General features: G+C 32.8%; 15 protein-coding genes and 1 pseudogene. 11 read left to right on the top strand and 5 right to left on the bottom strand.

Translation table 11 applies throughout. The features are described 5' to 3' along the window. Nucleotides 1-147 precede the first annotated feature (147 nt). A complete protein-coding gene (locus TERY_RS22235; protein WP_011613893.1) occupies nt 148-1,017 on the bottom strand; it encodes a 4Fe-4S domain-containing protein in 870 nt (289 codons plus the stop codon). A gap of 1,159 nt (nt 1,018-2,176) precedes the next feature. Beyond that, nucleotides 2,177-2,332 carry a hypothetical protein gene (locus TERY_RS35485; protein WP_370496107.1) on the bottom strand — a complete coding sequence of 52 codons (156 nt, stop codon included), beginning with the start codon at nt 2,330-2,332 and terminating at the stop codon, nt 2,177-2,179. Between the two features lie 734 nt (nt 2,333-3,066). On the opposite strand from TERY_RS35485, the pseudogene TERY_RS22225 reads away from it, so the two are divergent. Both TERY_RS22225 and TERY_RS33895 read left to right on the top strand, forming a co-directional pair. Further along, nucleotides 3,067-5,223, top strand: a pseudogene (locus TERY_RS22225) (Tex family protein). Nucleotides 5,224-6,317: 1,094 nt separating this feature from the next. After that, complete coding sequence (locus TERY_RS33895; protein WP_155994579.1) at nt 6,318-6,464, top strand: hypothetical protein; 147 nt, start codon at nt 6,318-6,320, stop codon at nt 6,462-6,464. A gap of 1 nt (nt 6,465) precedes the next feature. Here the strand turns inward: TERY_RS33895 and TERY_RS22220 are convergent, their stop codons facing one another. Continuing rightward, on the bottom strand, nt 6,466-7,776 hold the full coding sequence (locus TERY_RS22220; RefSeq protein ID WP_011613892.1) for an aminopeptidase P N-terminal domain-containing protein: 1,311 nt from the start codon (nt 7,774-7,776) through the stop codon (nt 6,466-6,468). 365 nt (nt 7,777-8,141) lie between these two features. On the opposite strand from TERY_RS22220, the gene TERY_RS22215 reads away from it, so the two are divergent. The 4 genes from TERY_RS22215 (at nt 8,142) to TERY_RS22200 (ending at nt 10,677) form a co-directional block, all read left to right on the top strand. Further along, a complete protein-coding gene (locus TERY_RS22215; RefSeq protein WP_011613891.1) occupies nt 8,142-9,392 on the top strand; it encodes an Eco57I restriction-modification methylase domain-containing protein in 1,251 nt (416 codons plus the stop codon). Nucleotides 9,393-9,467: 75 nt separating this feature from the next. Beyond that, on the top strand, nt 9,468-10,049 hold the full coding sequence (locus TERY_RS31415) for a TaqI-like C-terminal specificity domain-containing protein (protein WP_081432503.1): 582 nt from the start codon (nt 9,468-9,470) through the stop codon (nt 10,047-10,049). An 11-nt stretch (nt 10,050-10,060) separates the two neighbouring features. Beyond that, a complete protein-coding gene (locus tag TERY_RS22205; protein WP_011613889.1) occupies nt 10,061-10,315 on the top strand; it encodes a hypothetical protein in 255 nt (84 codons plus the stop codon). Beyond that, on the top strand, nt 10,303-10,677 hold the full coding sequence (locus TERY_RS22200) for a hypothetical protein (RefSeq protein ID WP_011613888.1): 375 nt from the start codon (nt 10,303-10,305) through the stop codon (nt 10,675-10,677). The genes TERY_RS22205 and TERY_RS22200 overlap by 13 nt, the downstream gene beginning before the upstream one ends. A 296-nt stretch (nt 10,678-10,973) precedes the next feature. On the opposite strand, the gene ftsH2 is transcribed toward TERY_RS22200, so the two are convergent. Beyond that, entirely contained in the window at nt 10,974-12,860 is a 1,887-nt protein-coding gene (gene ftsH2 / locus TERY_RS22195; RefSeq protein ID WP_011613887.1) for an ATP-dependent zinc metalloprotease FtsH2, read from the bottom strand. A gap of 1,252 nt (nt 12,861-14,112) precedes the next feature. Between ftsH2 and TERY_RS22190 the strand changes: the two genes are divergently transcribed. Then, a complete protein-coding gene (locus TERY_RS22190; RefSeq protein ID WP_011613886.1) occupies nt 14,113-15,207 on the top strand; it encodes a ParM/StbA family protein in 1,095 nt (364 codons plus the stop codon). A 389-nt stretch (nt 15,208-15,596) separates the two neighbouring features. Further along, nucleotides 15,597-16,154 (top strand): hypothetical protein, encoded by a 558-nt coding sequence (locus TERY_RS22185; protein ID WP_011613885.1) that lies wholly within the window; start codon nt 15,597-15,599, stop codon nt 16,152-16,154. Nucleotides 16,155-16,613: 459 nt separating this feature from the next. Here TERY_RS22185 and TERY_RS22180 read toward each other — a convergent pair whose 3' ends face one another. After that, nucleotides 16,614-17,198: a PAP/fibrillin family protein gene (locus TERY_RS22180; protein WP_011613884.1), complete on the bottom strand. Its 585-nt coding sequence runs from the start codon at nt 17,196-17,198 to the stop codon at nt 16,614-16,616. Between the two features lie 908 nt (nt 17,199-18,106). Here TERY_RS22180 and TERY_RS22175 point away from each other — a divergent pair. The 3 genes from TERY_RS22175 to mraY all read left to right on the top strand — a co-directional run bounded on the left by TERY_RS22175 (nt 18,107) and on the right by mraY (nt 20,913). After that, entirely contained in the window at nt 18,107-18,244 is a 138-nt protein-coding gene (locus tag TERY_RS22175; RefSeq protein WP_155994578.1) for a hypothetical protein, read from the top strand. A gap of 440 nt (nt 18,245-18,684) precedes the next feature. Next, complete coding sequence (locus tag TERY_RS37680; RefSeq protein WP_011613883.1) at nt 18,685-19,725, top strand: DUF3134 family protein; 1,041 nt, start codon at nt 18,685-18,687, stop codon at nt 19,723-19,725. Between the two features lie 99 nt (nt 19,726-19,824). After that, nucleotides 19,825-20,913: a phospho-N-acetylmuramoyl-pentapeptide-transferase gene (gene mraY / locus TERY_RS22165; RefSeq protein WP_011613882.1), complete on the top strand. Its 1,089-nt coding sequence runs from the start codon at nt 19,825-19,827 to the stop codon at nt 20,911-20,913. Nucleotides 20,914-20,927: the final 14 nt, after the last annotated feature.

Here is a 20,927-nt window from a genome sequence, read left to right as displayed (position 1 = left end):
CATTATGATATGTAATACTAAAGTATATGCAGTAATTCTCAAATCTTTATAATTTTGAGCAATAAATATTAAGTAGAAATTCAACTTTATCTACATATTTATAATAACATATATTCGACAAATTTACTAAATTAAAACTAATATAGCTCAATATTTTTCCATCCAAACAATACACTTTTTTAACTCTTGTTGCATAGTTTTTTTATCAGTATGATAACGGTGACCATGACCAGGTAATACCCACTCAAAATTATAACTTATTAACTTACCCATAGAGATAATTTGTTCTGACCAAGAATACCAACAGTGGCGACGAAAAGCATAAAGTTGATTTAAGTGACTAGACCATGCTAAATGATCTCCTGTAAATAAAAATTTCTGATAGAGTAACACTGTATGACCTTTAGTGTGACCAGTCACAGGAATAATTAATAAATCTGGAGTTAAGGAAATTGGGTCTGTACCAGTTAACTTTATTTCTATATTCTTAGTATCTGGGGAGATATCATCAACATGGAGCATGCGATCGCAACTAAAATGCTCTCGAAATTTTTGATGATCTGCTGCATCATCTTTATGAGTTAAATACATATATTTAATTCCTCCCATTACTTCCAAACGCTTTACTAACGGAGCTGAAAATTGAGGCGAGTCTACCAAAATATTTCCCTCTGGTCTCAGAATAAAGTAACTAGCAGCGCCGAAAGATTTTTCTGAATGATAACCACAATGATAAACATTATCTGTAACTAAAATTGGCAAAGTTTCTTGAACTTTTTTAATATCTTTTGGAGTTTCAACAGTACCAATAGAATTCGTCGGGCAAGATAATAAAGCTTGCATTGCTTCTAATCTTTCTATTTGATTTTTAGGTTGATAGTAAACTGCTGATTTTGCTCCATTGCGATGAAAAATTTTGGGCGACATCCAACGACAAGTATCACAGTCTATACAAGTATTATCAACAAATATATCACCACTAATATTTTCTGCACGCCGTAATTTTAAATGAGCCATTTTTACCTATTAAAAAAATATCAACTATAGCATTCATAAATGATTTGTGAGAAAAAAATCTGTTTTTTTTAGTCTCTCAATCTCATTTTTTTCACCCCGTAATTATCAATTATTACAACATAAAGGAGAATCACCATATAATTAATATTAACATTATTATAAGTAATTGTGCTAAATTAATTACAGATATTTAATAAGTAATATCTAGTGTGAAAGCTTAAAACATATCTATGAAATATGAGGTTTATCATCAACTTTATACCAGATTGTAAAATATTTTATAAAGAATAAGTAGCCATAAGAATTTTTATCAAATTAGGAACTAAGTTAAATGCATAATATTGATAAGTTAAATATTTCCTATAAAGGCAGTAATGAAAATTTAAAAATGAGTAACAATCTATCTTTGATTGGTTGATTTAATAGCAATTTATAGGGGCATTAAGATTATATAATTAAGTATAATTACAGAAAAATATATCGACAAAAATAAACTGATAATCAAAAAAACATCAGTGATGTAAAACAATAATTTTTTAAAAGTAATAAAAAAAATAAAAACAGACTTTAAAAATATCGAAAAAAAATTAATTTCAGAAAATATATTATAAAAAGAATTATCAAAAATTTAGCTATAAAATGGAAAATGATAAATAAAGCAATGAGGAAAAATCATGATTCAAATTCCTCAAGGCTATAAATCTAATTTATAAAATTAATAGCACTCAAATTTAAACATAAAAAAGGATAAATTGATTTAATTTATTTAGATAAAACTAGGTTTTATTTGAAACCATATATTCTTGATGGAGAGCAGGATAAAGGCATAATAATAACTTGTAAATTTTGTCAAAGTTAAACAGTAAATATTTTGGCATTAATGAATAAAAAAAATGAATTATTTTACGAAAAAGGATAAATTTGTTTGGTGTAGAAAAATTGAAAATGCTCAAAAAATTACTCTATAAAATTTTCAGTATTTTCTTTCTAAAAAACACTATTAACTTTGACTAATAATAGTTTTAGCAATTTTTTTTGCTGAATTTAAAACAAATCTAATATATAATTAATTTGGCATAAAATAGAGTTGTGAGGAAATAACTTAGGCTAGCAAAAATGAAAAATCAAACTAATTAAATTTAGTTAGTGATTTTATTATTTATGCTGCCATCAGGTACAAATTCAATTCACCAGTTACTATTAACATTAACTTGTCATCAAAATCATCCTTATGACGACAGTAAATCTCATTTACAGCTCCATAACCTTTGACTCCCGCGAAAGCGTTTTCAAATATCACCCTAAATAGACTCAACTTTCCCTTTTCTATACTTTTGCTGTTGCGCTTAATTTTTCCCCCTTTGGTTTTTTATGGGGTGGGTATATGGCATTCTGATACTGCTTTTTTCTCCTAAGGATGCTTCTAAAATAGGCTGTAAACCATGAGGCTAATTATATACCTAGCTGCAGTCTATATCAAACAAGATACTATCAAAGGCGAGGTAACATTTCAAGTAGAAGAGAATATAAAATCATTTGTTTTTAGAAGTCAGTAAACGAAGCTTACGGCCTCCTCCAACAGAGCGCTGAGGAGGTTTATCCCTCAATGTTTACTAATATATCTGAGTGAAGGTTAAGAGTAAGCATTGAAATGCTTTACAATTTAATCGGTGTTAATGATCTGAGTAATATATGCTACTTTAAAGTCCCCTTAATATTTAGTACTCAAGCTAGCCAATTTTTTCTTAACTTATTTTACTTTTACTTTATTTCCCAATAACTCTCACGTCAAGTATGATAAATGTTGGTTAAAAATACTTAGTTCTGATTATATATATTTGAATTCAGGAGTAGGGAAGTCATATACAACCTACTTATGAAGTTATTATAAATGAATACGATATAATCTTTAGGTCATAACTTATCTTTTTCGTGATTAATTCGTGATCAAGCCACTACTCTCTAAAGTTTTTTTATTACCTTGATTATTTGTATTTTTTTTATAAATTGGTATAAAATTATCAAAAATTATGTTTATATAGATAGCTCATGATGGAAATAAATAGATATATTTCTCAAGAATTAAATATTAATCCTAAAAATACTAAAAATGCTCTAAAACTTTTAAGCGAAGGAGCAACTATTCCCTTTGTAGCTCGTTATCGAAAAGAATATACTGGTTCCCTGGATGAAACTCAATTGCGGAATATTTGGGATAGATATACTTATCTTCAAGAACTTGAAGAAAGAAAAAAAGTTATATTAAAAGCAATTAGTGAAACTGGTAAACTTACAGAAGAATTAAAGGAAAAAATAGAGTCTTGTTTGCAGAAAACAGAATTAGAAGACCTCTATCTTCCCTACAAGCCAAAGCGCCGAACTAGAGCAACTATTGCTAGAGAAAAAGGTTTAGAACCTTTGGCAGAATTTATCCAATCTCAAAATCATCCTCAAGCAAAAATTATATCTCTTGAACAAGAAGCAGTTAAATATATTGCTGAAGAAAAAGGAGTAAAAAATATAGAAGATGCTATCCAAGGAGCGTCTGATATTCTGGCAGAAGCAGTGGCAGAAAAGGCAGAGTTAAGGAGTTATATTCGAGAATATTTTCTCAACTCTGGTTGTTTTACTTCCAAAATAAAAAATGATTATCCAGAAGGTACGACTAAATTTGAAATGTACCGAAATTTTCGGGTAAATGTTAAAGATATTGCTCCTCATAATATTTTGGCTTTGTTACGAGGAGAAACGGAAGAAGTATTAAGTTTAGATATTGATTTTGACCGAGAATTTATACTATCTTATTTAGCAGATTCAGAAATTCGTACTAGAGTCAAAGAAATCAGAATTTTTTATCAGGAAATGCTTAAAGATGCTTTTAATCGTTTGATGAAAAATTCCCTAATTAATGAAGTAAGAACCCAAAAAAAAGCAGAGGCAGATATTGAGTCAATTAAAACTTTTGAAACTAATCTTAGGGAGTTATTATTATCTCCTCCTGCAGGGATGAAACCAACTTTAGGAATTGACCCAGGATTTAGAACCGGGTGTAAAGTTGCAGTGTTAGATGAAACAGGTAAATTTTTAGAATATCAAGCTATATTTCCCCATCAATCTGTGGCAAAAAAGCAACAAGCTAGTATTACAATTAAAGAGTTAATTCAAAAGTATAAAATTGAACTAATTGCTATTGGTAATGGTACGGCAGGAAGAGAAACAGATGAGTTTATTACTGAGGTAATTTCTACTTTGGAAGAAAAGCCAATAAAAGTTATGGTTAATGAATCTGGAGCTTCGATTTATTCTGCTTCTAAAGTAGCCATAGAAGAATTTCCTGATTTAGATATTACGGTCCGGGGAGCTATTAGTATTGGTAGACGTTTACAAGACCCTTTAGCAGAACTTGTGAAAATTGAACCGAAGTCTATTGGAGTCGGTCAATATCAACATGATGTAGACCAAAAATTGTTGAAAAAAAAGTTAGATGAGACGGTAGAAAGTAGTGTTAATTATGTGGGAGTAGATTTGAATACTGCTTCTAAAGAACTACTAATTTTTGTTTCTGGTATGAGTTCTACAGTGGCAAAAAATTTAGTTAAATATCGGAATGAAAATGGAGCTTTTAAAAGTCGTCAGGAAATTTTACAAGTTTCAAAATTAGGAGCAAAAACTTTTGAACTTTGTGCTGGATTTTTGCGGATTCGTGGTGGTGAAAATCCTTTAGATAATACGGCAGTACATCCAGAAAGTTATTTTGTGGTTGAGGCGATCGCTCAAGATTTAGGAGTGCCAATAAATCAAATTAACCAAATTTATAATAAAATAAAATATGTGGATTTAAAAAAGTATGTTACTGATAAAATTGGGGAACCAACTCTAAAAGATATTATTAGTGAATTAGAAAAACCAGGGCGAGATCCTAGAGCAGAATTTAAGTATGCAAATTTTCGAGAAGGCATTAAATAAATTAGGGATTTAGAAGTAGGAATGGAGTTAGAGGGAATAGTAACTAATGTGGCAAATTTTGGTGCATTTGTTGATGTGGGGGTTCATCAAGATGGATTAGTGCATATTTCTCAATTAGCAGATTATTTTGTTAAAGATACCAAGCAAGTTGTGAAAGTTGGGCAAGTAGTAAAAGTGCGAGTTTTGGAAGTAAATGAAAAGTTGAAACGTATTGGTTTATCTATGAGAAATAGGAAGTAATTAATAATTAATCAGTTATTATAGTTTGGGTTGAGGCAACGAAACCCAACACAAATAATTTATGCCAAAACCTTGTGTCTAAATCTATGTTTATTTATAATAAATAAGTGTTAGAATTAAGCTAAAATTTTCTGTATATTTAATCTGTATATTTAATAAGTTAAATTGATTTCGGTAAAATTAATTAAAAAATGAAAAAATTATCGAGTTCTTAGAGGAAGTAAATTTATCAGATAACCAAGAAATTTTAATATCAATTAAAGAGGTTAATCATTTTTAGTTAGCGTCTTAAAAACTTAGTAAAAAAATAGAATAAGAAGGAATTAATTTTGATAATAATACGTTTAATAAATTAGAAACAAATCACTATGGAGAGAGGTTAATTTATAAATGTAAAGTGTTTGCTAGACACCAAATAACTTGATATAACAATCATATTTATTCTATTAACTTATAGTAATATTTTTATTCCATTAGCTGTTGTATTTCATTTAATGGTAAATCTACTGCTTCAGAGATTTGCTGTGTAGTTAAACCAAATTTAACTAATTTAGAGGCAGTGTTTAGATGTAATTGGCATTTCAATATCTCCAAAATGGTAAAAACCTTCCTTGATTTTGTCAGCAAGACGTAAAGAATTTTCTTCGCTTTCTATTAAGACTACACCGATAATTTCTTTAGCTTCCGCTTCAAGAGAACATCCACTATATTCCCCTCGCTTTTATAACCTAATTATGAGGTCGTCATCAAAGCTTTCGATTATGATACTGTTCATATTCCCTGCTTTTTTAGTTGCTCTATAATTCTCTATTATACTTAATTGCCAAAGTGAAAAATCAATCCTTATTTAAACTTGAATTTCCTATTTCCAATTTACTCAAATTATCTTTATATTAATGTTATCGCCTATATTTTAGTGAGTTACGACTAAGTTCAATTATGACATTTTTATCTGTGAGCAAGTAGTGGTAGAATTATTTAAGCGTAAGGAAAAAATACAAAAAGAAAGTAATGTATCACTGAATCCAAGTTACTGACTGTCGAAGAAATTCGAGAATAGTTAGAACAAAGGTCTATTTTTTAGCTAATAATTAATGAATATTGTTATTAATTCTAATTTACTAATAGCTCTTGTGAATAACGATCCTCGTAGTGAAATTGTTCACCAACAATTTGATAATTGGATAAGTCAAGAAGTTAAGATATATACTCCTAATGTTGCTATAAAATTTCTATCATAATTTAACTTTCTAAATCCTCAACTAACTTAGGCACTCCCGCAGTTAATACTTCACATCCTTCTGCAGTAACCAAAACATCATCCTCAATTCTTACTCCAATTCCACGCCAACGATCATATATTTCCGGTTGACCTTCAGCAGGTTTAATATTAAGACCAATATAAATACCAGGTTCCACAGTCAAAACTTGTCCTGGTTGTAAAATTTGAGGTTCTTCTCCCCACTGATAAACACCTACATCATGAACATCTAAACCCAACCAATGTCCGGTTTTATGCATATAAAAAGGCCTATATTTTTCCTTTTCAATTATTTCATCAATATTACCTTTTAACATTCCTAAATCTATCAATCCTTCCACTAAAACTCGCACTGCTGTCTCGTGAATTTGCTTATAAGGATTTCCTGGTTTTACTTGTTCAATTGCCGCTAACTGTGCCCTTAAAACTAACTCATAAATAATCTTTTGTTCTGGGGTAAATTTCCCACTTATGGGAAAAGTTCGAGTAATATCAGAATTATAATAATTGTAAGCAGCTCCAGCATCAATTAATAACAAATCATTTTCTTGCATTTGTCGATTATTTTCTATATAATGAAGAATGCAAGAATTAGCACCAGAAGCAACAATAGAAGGATAAGCAGGAGTAGCTCCATGACGAGAAAATATATACTCCATTTCCGCTTGAATTTGATATTCAAACTGACCTGCTTGAGCAAACTTGAGCGCATAATTATGAGCATTAACAGCAATATCAGCAGCTTTTTGCATTTGTTCTAATTCCTTAGCACTTTTAACAAGACGCATTGGGTGTAAAATTGTCCCTGCATCTTGAATTGCTATTGGACCAGTGCCAGATTTCGGATAGACTCGCATTAAATTTTGCCAATGTTTAAATACTGTTTCATTAAAGTTGCGATCGCGTCCCAAACGATAATAAATTTTATCAGCCTTTTTCAAATATTCAGGCAACTTTTTATTCAGTTCATTAATAGAAAAAGCTGCATCAGCACCATACTTTTCCTTAGCAACTTCCACTCCAGCACGATAACCAGTCCAAGTTTCTTTTAATTGGTCTTTTGGTTGTACAAACAGAACAAATTTATGCTTTTCATGGTGTGGTGCAATAACTGCCACAGCTTCCGGTTCATTAAAACCTGTTAAATAAAAAAAATCGCTATCTTGACGATAAGCATATTCTACATCATTGTGCATTACAGCCATTGGCGCACTTCTAAATATAGCCGTACCATTGCCAATTTTTGTTATTAATTGTTTGCGTCGTTGTTTATATTCTGTTGAAATTGCCATGTTTGATTAATTTAAGCTTGTCTCATTAATTATAGAATATCTGTAGTATTTTATCATGTAAAACATATTTTAATAAGGTAGAAGGCAGCCATGCTGAAGGCAGAAGGAAAAATTGCTTATGGATTCCAACCCCAGACAATTTTATGTACTATTATTATAGACGATTACCACAATTAATACTTTAGATTTCTACTAGCTAAACTTAGTTATCTGATTATATTTAGTTCAAAAAATAATCACACTTTGTTAGTTATTTAAACTAGAACTAAAAAGCAATTAAAACCACTACCAATTGAAATATTAAATCAAAAAATATTAATGGCCTAGTTCATAATAAATATTTGTGTATAACATAATTTTTACCGATGAAAATAGAATCTTCAGCCTGGAATCATCAAACTCAATATTCAGCACAACAGCGTAAATTATTAGGTGTTCATTATACCCCTGATAACCTGATTGATTATATTGTTAGTCACACCCTATTCTCTTATTTGGACAAAAACAAATTCACGCCGTTGGACAAAATCAAAATACTCGATCCAGCTTGTGGTTCTGGGTTATTTCTGCTCAAAGCCTTTGATTTACTTTGTTCATTGTGGCAAAAGCAGTTTGGACAACTAAAACCTCAAGATATTCGCCATATTTTAGAAAATAATTTGTATGGTGTTGATATTGAAAATAATGCTGTACATGAAGCTAAAAAACAACTCAAAAATAAAGCAAACTTACTGGGGGTTAAAGAGGTAAATATCCCAATTTTTCAAGGTGATGCTTTACTTCATTCCTTTACCGATTATCAAATTAATTTGCTATTCTCAAATCCTAAGATATTTAATTGGCAAGAAAACTTTCCTAAAGTCTTTGCAGAAGGTGGATTTGATTGTATAATTGGCAATCCTCCTTATATTCGGATTCAAAATTTACAACCAAAAGAACGTCGAAATCACTACATTGAAAGATATCAAACGGCTCGTGGACACTTTGATATAGCCGGATTATTTATTGAATTGGGGCATTATTTACTCAAGCCACAAGGTCAATTAAGTTATATTATCTCTAATAAGCTGTTAACAACTCAAGGAGCAAAAGCATTAAGAACTTATATTTTCAAACATTATAGTCTGATTGAAATTATCGATCTTGGGGATACTAAATTATTTGAAGCTGCAATTTTACCTACGATATTAATTTTGGAAAAACAAATTCCTGCTTCAGATTATTTTCTTTACACCTCCATTCAACAAATGAGAAAACCAGCCACTAACTATCTAAAAGTTGAGAATTTATTCGAGTTATTAAACCAACAACCTCATTGTGAATTTATCCAGTGGCAACAACGCTACTTTCAGGTTAAACAATTCAAAACCGCTTTACCAAAAATAAATCAATCTATATGGACATTTCATACTACTAGAGAACAAAAACTTATTGAAAAACTGAAACAAAATACATTTTGCACCTTAGCTGATATTAGTCACAAAATCAGTGTAGGAATTAAAACAACGGCTGATAATGTTTTTATCAAACCTATGACCTTTGATTTTATTAATAATCTCCATTTAGAGTCAACAGTAATTTTTCCACTTTTGGAAAGCCATAATGTTTGTAAATAGTATTGTGACTGGCAGGAAAAAAGCGATCTCTATGTTTTATATCCTTACAAATATCAAAACAATAAACTTTTACCCATTAACTTAAATTTATATCCAAATACTCAACAATATTTACTGTCTCATCAAAAACAACTAGAAGCGCGTATTTATATCAAAAAAACTGGACGACAATGGTACGAGATTTGGGTACATCAATCACCCACCGATTTTCAACATCTTAAGATTGTTACACCAGACATTTCAACTCACAATTGTTTTGCTATAGATAACAAGGGATTATTTGTTAATGGCACTTGTTTTTATATTTTGCTAAAAGAAGAGTCACTTGAACATTACTTGCTGATATTATCTTTATTAAATTCTAAGGTTTTGGAATTTTTTCATAAAGTAACCAGTGGTAATAAACTTTATTCTAAAAGGTTTCGCTATTGGGCATCTTATTTAAGATCTTATCCCATACCTAACTTTAGACAAGCAAAGTCGCTAGCTACTGTCAATCAATTGATAGAAAATACCCGCCTAATTTTACAATCTACCGATCAAAAAGAACAACAAATTCTTGAAAAAAATAACGATCAACTCATTTATAACTGGTTTGATTTAGTCGATGATGATATTCAGCAAATAGAACAAATTTTACTTTTAAACAAGCCATAAGGTATCACAATATGGAAAGAGAAAAACTCTTACAATCAGCTTTGAGAAAAAAGAAATTAATTTACCAAAAGGATTTGGAGGATGGTAATGTATTAGCAATTCAACCTGCCTTAGACACTTCTCTTTTCTACACAATAGAAGAAATAGCGATTTTGATAGAAAGACTAATGGAAATAGACTCACCAAGAGATAGTAATGGTAGACTTTTAGAAGTTCGACCAAAAGGGAATTGGTTTGAATTTGAGGTAGCTAAATGCTTGGGATAAATTATCCACCTTCATCTGGTTTATTTCCTGATATTCGTCATCAAGCTTTGGAAATCAAGCATCATACTGGTAAAAGTATTACTGTTGATTTTGGTCGTCATCATCCCGGTTCTGAGGAGATTATTAATGAAACTTGGAATCAAAAATTACAGATTAAAGTTAATCAGGTACGTTATCTTATTGCTTTAGCACCACCACCAACTTATAAAGTAAGCACACTTATTCTTCTAACTGAGTCTGAAATCATGGATGTTTTCGGAGTTTCTCCAAAAGCAACTATCAAATATCAAATGGGAATATCAAAAAAATGGTGTGAAGAGCATCAAGGGAAAATGTTGGTAGGACAGTCAATTTGGTTATAGTCGTTGGCTTACATTTATAGCGCTGTGCGCAGGCAAAAGCTCATCTGGCAACAGGGGGAATCAATTGACGATAATATAAGACTTTTAGCTATTTGGCCTTTCCAGAAATTTGTAAATATACCAGCGCTCATTGCTATATCGGATATCCAATGTTTCAAACGGAAACTAGATATCAAAGGCCGAACACAACTGGAGAGTTCGACCTTTGAGATACTAATTAGTTATTTCAGAGAAGGTATAATCAATTCTTCCTAGAACTAATCTCAATCATCTCTGATTTACCAAATAAAAGTATATTAGAGAACAGGAACATAACGGTCTTTTTCTGGAACATTAGTATATTCAGCCACAATTTGCCGGAATTCGTCACCATCAATAGTCTCTTTTTCAATTAACAAATCAACCAAACGATCTATAACAATCCGGTTATCCTGCATCATATCACAAGCATTTTCATAGCAATGTTCTACAATAGTGCGGACTTGAGAATCAATACGAGAAGCAATTTCATCAGAATATTCTGAACGAGTCATTAAATCTCGACCCAAGAACACCTCACTTTGTTGAGTTTCCAGAGACATCAGGCCTAAATCAGACATACCGTAACGAGTTACCATTTGACGTGCCATCCCTGTAACTTGTTGAAGGTCATTACTAGCACCAGTTGTCACCTCAGCATCCCCAAAAATGACTTTCTCAGCAGCGCGACCACCAAGAGCACCAGTAATGCGAGCCAAGATTTGTGATCTAGAGATTAAACCTTGATCTTCATTAGGCATAAACCAGGTAAGACCACGAGCTTGACCACGAGGCACCAAAGTCACTTTTTGCACAGGATCATGTTCTTTAAGTAAAGTACCAACAATAGCATGACCAACTTCATGATAAGCAATAAGTCGCTTGCTCTTACCATCCATGAGCGGGGTACCTTCCATACCTGCAACCACTCTGTCTACAGCATCATTAATTTCTAGCATAGTAATTGCTTCTTTACGACGACGAGCAGTCAGAATAGCAGCTTCATTCAATAGGTTAGCTAAATCTGCACCTGTAAAACCAGGAGTCCGACGAGCGATCGCCTCTAGAGATATTTCGCTACTTAACTTCTTATCACGAGCATGAACATCTAGAATTGATAAACGACCCTTAATATCAGGAGCATCAACAGTAACTTGACGGTCAAATCTACCAGGGCGTAACAATGCAGAGTCTAAAACATCAGGTCGGTTAGTAGCAGCAATAATAATAATTCCACTATTACCCTCAAAACCATCCATTTCAGTTAGTAGTTGGTTAAGAGTTTGCTCTCGTTCGTCATTGCCCCCACCAATACCAGCACCCCGTTGTCTACCAACCGCATCAATTTCATCAATAAAGATAATACAAGGAGCATTTTCCTTAGCCTTTTTGAAAAGATCCCGTACACGGGAAGCACCGACACCAACAAACATTTCCACAAATTCCGAACCAGAAATACTGAAGAATGGTACACCAGCTTCACCAGCGATGGCCTTAGCCAACAAAGTTTTACCAGTTCCAGGAGGACCAACTAAAAGCACACCTTTGGGAATACGCGCTCCTACAGCCGTAAATCTTTCTGGTTTTTTCAAGAAAGTCACAACCTCTTGTAACTCTTCTTTGGCCTCATCAACCCCAGCCACATCATCAAACAAAACACCTGTTTTGGCCTCCATTGAGAAACGAGCTTTTGACTTACCAAAGTTCATTGCTTGTCCAGGGCCACCAGGTACATTACTAGAACGACGGAATAGGAAGAACAGACCAACAATTAATAAAATTGGGAAAATCAAATTTCCTAATAAACCCCACACTGCCCCTTCATTCCGTGGAGGGTGGCTGTCAAAGTTAATATTTGCTTCTCGCAGACGAGAAATTAGGCTTGGGGAATTAACAGGTAAATCTACTCGTAATCTTTGTACTCGATTATCTAATTCTGGATCTACTGCTTCTACAATAGCTGTACGACCATTATCATAAAGGTCTACACTGGTGACTCTATCCGCTTGTAAATAATCTAAAAATCGACCATAGCTCATGCGGGTACTTGCAGTGTTACTACCCATATTGACTTGTGTCTGACCAAATGTCCCTTGCCAAAGAAAAAAACCAATGACCAAAGCTGGTATAGTCCAAAGTACAATTGTTCTCCAAGAAATTTTCATCAAAAAATGTCCTTTTTTAGTAAAATTACGTATCTTAAGTAGGCCTTGTAATTTTTAAGATTTAATAATCTTAACTAAATTTAACTTAACAATAGACATTAGGGCAACTTTTTGGCCTCTAGTTGCAAATAGTGTTGATTCAAAGCATCATTAGTAAAACGAATTTAATATTTGGTAGAGGTAAGTAGGGCCTACGTATCTTGTCAACAAACTCTGGTTGATGACATTTGTTGAAAATAGAATTTCCAACTATGGTGTTTATTTAATTTGAAAAAGTAATATGTATATATAGAAATTAGCTAATTATATGGGTTTGCCCTGTAGAGTTTGTTAAAGCATGGAATTTAGAATCAATAGACAGTAAAAAAGTCCCGTATCAATATTGGCCCTTAGATTCAAACCCTAATCAATGCTAAACATCCTAAGTCACTGTTGGAATTCAACCCACAAGCCTAAGCCTTTTAGAAAAAACGGAGGGACTATCTTAAAATAGCTTATCTACTCTATTCTATAAATTAGACCCTGACTTATACTCTTTGGTGAGAAGGTATAGAGCTATGGACAACTCAAAAGTTAAAAGTCAAAAGTTAAAAGTAATCTCAGAAATTGAGTTTTTGGATGTACCAATATCCACCTCCTAAATCTCTCCACCTGTAGTCCAATAACAGTAAATACTATTAGTTTAATAGAGAAAATAGGTTTAGACCCAAATTAAATGTGTAGGAATATTTTAAAGAGTTTCCAAAGCATATTTCTGTGGCCAACAAGGGAAGAAAAGCCAAAAAGATAATTACTCTTTTCGGGTAGTAGTAGTTTGCCCCTTCCAGTTATCACCTTGTTAGTACCTTATGCTGAAAATCAGAACCAAGAAAAACCCATAGTGAAGTTTTTTCCCGAACCACCTGAAAAGGGGAAGCTATTGACCTTACTTTTTGGTCACCAAACCCCTACAATTAATCCCTATAACTTTAGTCGGAAGACTGGAAATTAAGCTTGTGAAAAGGAAGAGGATAACCTCCCTGGTTGAAACAAGAAACAAACGTGACCCACCCTTGAAAAGGTCAAATGTATATTGTTAATAAACCTAGGTAAATTATTAATAAATCCTAGTTTATTCAGCTTGTTGATAATATACTTTCTACTTATAGTGTTTATTGGATTTTCAAAATACTATATATGGAAATCAGCAAATAGAACTCTTAATAACGGTAATATTTTTATTTAAGAACTTTAATGAGGTAATACTACCATTATGGTAATTAAACAGCCAGCAGCAGCAGCAATGCTGACCCAAAAACCATCTAATATTAATAAAAAAGCTATTCTTAGTGCAGACCTAGGACGAACAGCTACCAAAGCTTGTGTCAGTCGAACCCAAAATGGCGTAGTTTTTATTCCGTCCAATGTCAAACAATTGAGTGTAGATCAGGTCAGAGCAGGCAATTTTGAGTCTAAACCTACAGATCCATTATTAGATATGTGGTTGGAATATCAAGGTTATGGATATGCTGTAGGTCAACTAGCTGCTGACTTTGGAGCTAATCTATTTGGTGATGAACGATCTTTTGCCAAGTCTAAAATTGAAGATGCTTTAGTTAAAGTTTTGGCCTGTGCTGGCTATTTTCAGCTCAAAGGAGAATTTTCGGTTGTTATAGGTTTACCATTCTATAACCAAGAACAATTTGAAAAGGAAAAAGCACAAATTATTAGCCAATTAGAATCTCCTCATCAAATGTTTTATCGAGGTGGTGAAGAAGTAGAAATTAGAATTAACAAGGTTTGGGTCATGCCAGAAGGATATGGTAGTTTACTATGGACTGAGGCTAATCATGGCAAAGAATTTCAACCACAATTACCTAAACTATCTCTTGCTATTGTTGATATTGGCCATCAAACCACTGATTTCTTGATGGTAGATCGATTCCGGTTTGCCAGAGCAGCCTCTAAGAGTGAACCTTTTGCTATGAGCCAATTTTATGAAGATGTAGCTAGTAAGATTGAAGGGGCAGACTCTCAATCTTTGTATTTATTAGAAGCAGTCCACAAACCTGAAGGTCAGCGTTCCTATCGTCCCAAAGGAGCTACAAAACCTATTAATCTTGATGGTATTATACCTGAGCTGCGTAAAGTTTTTGCTGCTAAACTTTGTGACCGTTTAATTAAGTGGATACCAGAAAGGGTAAGCGATGTTATTCTCACTGGTGGTGGGGCAGATTTTTTCCGGGAAGATTTGGAAAAGCTACTTCAAGAAGCAGGTCTCAAGTCTCACCTGGCTCAACCACCAAGAGAAGCCAATGCTCTGGGGCAATATATTTATGGAGAAGCTCAACTAGCTATATCTAAGTAAGTTGTTACTAAAAAATTGGGTTTAAAGTTTCCCCTTTTTAGGGAACTTTTTACCTATAATTAGATAAATCTAAAAGGTAATCAACCCTTATAAAAATCCAGGTTGTTAAACTTAATAGATATACATTGAATTACTCGTTTTATCTAAAAGATTGACGGTAAATGTCTCAAATTAATATGTAGTTATTTCTTTATCTGAAAGTCAGAAATAATGGGGGAAAAGTAGAAAATAAATTTTATTTTTCCCCTATAGAAGGATAAAGTAAAGTTTAATCTGGGATTACAAACTGAATTCTTATTGTTAGTAGCTAAGAAGTTTTTTAAACAATATTTACGAAAATACTTGATATTGTGATAAGTTTTAAGTTAATTAAAGTGTGACCTGATGCTGTGGGAAAAAATCAGAAAAAAGAAGTCTTTTTTACCGAAGAGGCAGCAGATAAGAAGTTATGGGCAGCTATTGAAAAAGAGTTCAATGTTCACAAATACCAAACTTTTAGTAATCTCTGTAAGCAAGCTCTATGGCAGTTTTTGTATGGATCTTCGTCTACGGAGTTAGCTCAACCTGTATCAAGTTTGCAAAGTCTAGAACAGAAAATTTCTGAGTTGGAAAAAAAATTGACTGCTAGTGAACAAAATGAATACAATCAGATAAATCAATTAAATGATTTTAAAAAATACTTGAGTCAAATGAATGAACAATTGACTCAAATGCAATCATCTTTTGACTCTAAACATCTTGAAACTTTGGAGGTTTTCAAGAAAGAATTACCAAAAATTGAAGCTGCTATTAATAAAGTAGAGGTATCTATTGTTAAACCTAATCAAGAGTCAGAATTAACCACTACTACAACAAACCAAGTAGAAGAAGATATACCTGTTGAACAACCAATAACAGAATCTGACCCCTTGTTAAAGCGCTTATCTTCTCTAATAGAAGATTTCTAACAAAAAAAATAATTAGTGATTACTTTAGAAAAAATAGTGGGATTAACTAAAAGGCTTTTTTTAGTAGGAAAAATTGACTCGAACATCAAGAATTAACAATAAAGTAGAAATAATTTAGATATTTTTCATAGCTATTTAAGCACTATACATTTAGGATTTAGATATTAGTAAATCCCGTTTCCGTTTTTGCCTGTCGCCGATATGAAAAGCTCTGCTAAATGAATGTGTACATTTCCCTAAGGAAGCTTACATGAATGATTACTTTGAACTTTTGAGTAGCCTGTCGGGCCATACTTACTTATTGAGAGAAGTTATTGAGGGGATAATATTAAGTAGGTAGGCACAGCAATTGCTTAATTATATTAAATTTTGTCAATTAACCCTAAGCTCCTCTAGACAGTTGACTTGAGAGGAAATTTATATTTTGTTATATGGCGACAAATTTGAATGCCTATCTACTTATACTTTAATTAGTACAAATACATTTCCTTGGTTGCCTCTGCCAATGCGTAAGTTTTCATCTAAATATGTAATATCTAACCATCCCTTTTGTTCGCGATTTTGTATATTAAAATCAATAGCAGTAAATTTTTTTCCTGATTCTATTTCCGAAATTAATTTGTTAGGTGATTGATAACCAATCAAGCTTTGCAAACCTAAAATTGAACGATTAAATTTAACATTTACTCGTTTTTCACAAACAGGTTTGAACTGAGCAACAACACTTACAATTCCTTCTAAAAATGGTTTACCATATACTTCAGCAATATTATATATTGCTTGATCTTGAAGTCGAATACATTGATAAATTTCACCTAGTTTCAGGAGAGGAAAGTTGTCAATTCGTAGTAATTCTTGGCTAGTAGTATAAAGTAACCTCCAGTTACCATTCAATAATTCTTTTTTTTCCAATGGGTGGGGATGAGGATTCTTTTCTTCTAACTGAGCGATCGCCCCCAAAATTTCTTCGTGATCATTTTTACTTGCTAGTAAACCACGATTTTTCCCTGTAAGTATTTCAATTAATTGAGATTTTTCTATCATAATTCCTGTTTATTGTCAATATTGCTTGAATTCTAAGATGACAATACTTGTAAGTAGTCGTGCAATATTTAATTATACATCTATACAAGTTAAATTATTGGCCTTCTTGTGAGTTTAAATCGTTAGGGTCAGGTGAAAAAACTGAAAGCATTTTCACCACGGAACTTTCACTTTTTTTTGTGTGAAAAATGTACAATCTTTTGGCACAAGTTGGCTTAAAGTTGATGATTTTAATCTATTAAGGGGAGAAACATTGATTAATTCCCATTTATCAGTGCCTCTATGCTTCAACTTGAACGTGCCGATCTGTCCCCTATTCTCACACATAAAATTTATTCAGTAAGTCCTAATTAGAATAGGTAAATAATAGTGCAACGGCACTTCGCAATTTGCGCATTAGTTATGATAATGTTTACAACAGTTAATTGTCACTGGAAACCTTTGAATTTATGACTCCTGACTCTAGGGCCATAACTACTACAATTTGGATGATAACTCAAATTGGGTTGCTATATCTATCAATAAAGTCTATATCTATTTACTATTTATAAGTGAAAAAAATTTATCAAATATTTTTTGATTATCCGGGTATTAGGCATTTTTAAAGATATTCTTAACTGTGGTAAAAAAATTGCATTAGCTCACTACCACCGATTAATTTGAATCTAAATAAAACTAATACTAAATCTCAAAAGTATTGCCACATATTCTGGAAAATAGATAGAGACATTGTATTGAACAGACTTAAGTCTTAGGGTTGGACTTAATAAAATATCTTTTATTGGAAACTAATAGTTAAAAACATTACTGAAGCTTAACTGAATTACTTAATAACTGGAGTATTGAAAAAGTATCCCATTATTTTTAGGAATTGGTCTAATGCTAAGGGTGATAAATATTTGCTACAAATGACTAAGCTATTTATTAAAAGTCAGGAGTTGTCCCAAGCCCCTCAGACTTTTAGCTCACATAAGGTAGGGAGGTTATATCCAGAAGATTTAGGTCAAACCGAAGTTGCAGTAAATTTTGGAGGAGGGGGGAAATGATATAAATACAGCACTTCTTACTGCTATGAGGAACACAATTAGCGAGCAGGATGACTGCACCACAAGAGTTTTACTATTCACGCTTTGTAAATCATTTATCTGAAATATGCTCTGTTTGTATTAAATGAATTAAATCTGCTTTATTTAAGCATCTGTTAGGGTCTTAGTGAGGCATAACTTTTGACTTACCCATAGTGACAGTATGTAGCTCAGTACATTATGCTATATTATGCCAAAACTTTATCCCAAAACTGAACTAATAAATAAGGCGCAGTACTTCTGTTTAGGCATATTAAATAAATACAGGAAAAATATTTATATATATTATTCTCTAGAGAATTTATTGCCAAATCTCTTAAAATCCAAGATACCGGGTCAAACAGAGCAGCTAAATTTAAAATATTGGGATACGTTTACTAAAATTCCTTAACTGAGGATATATGGAAGAAAAACAACAAACAAACATTATACCACAAACTGCAGAGTCACAAACTAACTCAGTAGAAGAAACAGTGGCACCACCTGTAGGACCATCAACTACTACACCACAGGAAACAGTAACACAATTTCGAGTGCCAGAAACTAGTACTACAGTTGAGAACACAGAAGTGTCAGAAACTACTACAGTTGAGAACACAGAAGTGTCAGAAACTACTAGAGTTCAGGACACAGTGGTGCAACCTGTAGTACTTCCAACTACTACAGCAAAAGAAATAGGACTGCCACAAACTACTGCAGAAGAGGAAATACTAGTACCAAAACCTTTAGCTTCAACAAGTATTGCAGAAGAAATAGCAGGAAAAGCAGTTACAGTTCAGGATACAGAAGTGTCAGAAACTACTACAGTTGAGAAAACAGAAGTGTCAGAAACTACTAGAGTTCAGGACACAGTGGTGCAGCCTGTAGTACTTCCAACTACTACAGCAAAAGAAATAGGACTGCCACAAACTACTGCAGAAGAGGAAATACTAGTACCAAAACCTTTAGCTTCAACAAGTATTGCAGAAGAAATAGCAGGAAAAGCAGTTACAGTTCAGGACACAGTGGTGCAACCTGTAGTACTTCCAACTACCACAGCAAAAGAAATAGGACTGCCACAAACTACTGTAGAAGAGGAAATACTAGTACCAAAACCTTTAGCTTCAACAAGTATTGCAGAAGAAATAGCAGGAAAAACAGTAGGAAAAGAAGCAGTAACTATTAGCCGTAGAAATAATCAACCCCAGTCAGAACCAATATTATTGTATAATCCATCTTTGCGCCTCATACCTCGGCATGAACCAGCAGATGTAATTTCTACTCAACGGGATTCATCTCTTATTGATTGGTTGGAAGCATCGGGCAAGATGTTGCCTAGAGACCCTTCTGAATTAGAAAAATATACAGAAGAGGAAGAAGAAATATCAGAATTGATAGCTGTAGATGATAATTTTCATGATGATGAAATTTTGGATGAAAATGCAGATGACTCAGGTGACTAAAGATTTTTAATTACTAAAAAGCTATTCACCTATTAGCTAAACTTAACAGTTATGCATTAAATTTTAAGTTTGAAAAAGTGTGTGTTGAGGAGTGTTTTTATGCAAAATAAACTAACTTTTGGTAAGTCTTTCACCATTACGGGAAAAAATTTATTATTGGTTCTGAGTTTAGGGTTAAGCTGCTTTGCCTTGATTCTAGATGGTATGGCTAATAGGATTTTTAGTATCGGATCTCTTACTTTTCCACTCATTCTTTGTGGCCTAGTAACTATAAGTTTAGGCTACTGGGTTATACCTATACTAAAAAAGCTAAAAGCTGGACAAATAATCAGGGAAGATGGCCCGAAAGCCCACTTACAAAAAGCTGGGACTCCAACAATGGGAGGTATATTTTTTGTACCAGTGGCAGTAGCGATCGCTCTGGTATTATCTAGATTTCAGCCAGATGTAATAGGGGTATCTTTCCTTACTTTGGCTTATGGGTTTATTGGTTGGCTAGATGATTGGCAAATTTTGCAACGCAGGACAAATAAAGGAATATCCCCGAAAATAAAACTGGCTTTGCAGATTGGTTTTGCTATTCTATTCTGTGGGTGGCTAGCATGGAGTCAGCCTAGTACGATTACTAATATTGTTTTACCTTTTGGTCTACAATTATCTTTGGGATTGCTATTTTGGCCTCTGGCAGGTTTTGTTTTAGTTGCTGAAAGTAATGCTACAAATCTTACTGATGGCGTAGATGGATTAATGGGGGGTTTAGGGGCAATCACTTTTTTTGGATTAGGAGCTTATTTAGCCCCTACCTCTTTAGAATTAATGATTTTCTGTGCTTGTATGAGTGGTAGTTGTCTGGGTTTTGTTGCTCATAATCGTAATCCTGCTAAAGTGTTTATGGGTGATACGGGTTCCTTAGCTTTGGGTGGTGGTTTAGCAGCAGTTGCTTTGCTGACTAATACTCTGTGGGTACTTTTTATTGTTAGTGGAATTTTCTTAATTGAAACTCTTTCTGTTATTGTTCAAGTGAGTTATTATAAAGCAACAAAAAAACATGATGGAGCAGGCAAACGATTATTTAAAATGGCTCCTTTTCATCATCATTTGGAGCTATCAGGTTGGTTGGAAACTCAAGTGGTAGGAACTTTTTACTTAGTTAGTTTAATTTTAGTTAGCTTCTGCTTATTATATTAGTAATTGAAAGACTG

It is taken from the genome of Trichodesmium erythraeum IMS101 (assembly GCF_000014265.1).
GTDB classification, from domain to species: Bacteria; Cyanobacteriota; Cyanobacteriia; order Cyanobacteriales; family Microcoleaceae; genus Trichodesmium; species Trichodesmium erythraeum.
This window is presented reverse-complemented; position numbering and strand designations above follow the sequence as displayed.

Bases quoted from the DNA above. Each gene is read 5' to 3' on its own strand.
- TERY_RS22235 (WP_011613893.1), bottom strand. From the start codon at position 1,017: ATGGCTCATTTAAAATTACGGCGTGCAGAAAATATTAGTGGTGATATA.
- TERY_RS33895 (WP_155994579.1), top strand. From the start codon at position 6,318: ATGAATATTGTTATTAATTCTAATTTACTAATAGCTCTTGTGAATAAC.
- TERY_RS22220 (WP_011613892.1), bottom strand. From the start codon at position 7,776: ATGGCAATTTCAACAGAATATAAACAACGACGCAAACAATTAATAACA.
- TERY_RS22215 (WP_011613891.1), top strand. From the start codon at position 8,142: ATGAAAATAGAATCTTCAGCCTGGAATCATCAAACTCAATATTCAGCA.
- TERY_RS22205 (WP_011613889.1), top strand. From the start codon at position 10,061: ATGGAAAGAGAAAAACTCTTACAATCAGCTTTGAGAAAAAAGAAATTA.
- TERY_RS22200 (WP_011613888.1), top strand. From the start codon at position 10,303: ATGCTTGGGATAAATTATCCACCTTCATCTGGTTTATTTCCTGATATT.
- ftsH2 (WP_011613887.1), bottom strand. From the start codon at position 12,860: ATGAAAATTTCTTGGAGAACAATTGTACTTTGGACTATACCAGCTTTG.
- TERY_RS22190 (WP_011613886.1), top strand. From the start codon at position 14,113: ATGGTAATTAAACAGCCAGCAGCAGCAGCAATGCTGACCCAAAAACCA.
- TERY_RS22180 (WP_011613884.1), bottom strand. From the start codon at position 17,198: ATGATAGAAAAATCTCAATTAATTGAAATACTTACAGGGAAAAATCGT.
- TERY_RS22175 (WP_155994578.1), top strand. From the start codon at position 18,107: ATGACTAAGCTATTTATTAAAAGTCAGGAGTTGTCCCAAGCCCCTCAG.
- TERY_RS37680 (WP_011613883.1), top strand. From the start codon at position 18,685: ATGGAAGAAAAACAACAAACAAACATTATACCACAAACTGCAGAGTCA.
- mraY (WP_011613882.1), top strand. From the start codon at position 19,825: ATGCAAAATAAACTAACTTTTGGTAAGTCTTTCACCATTACGGGAAAA.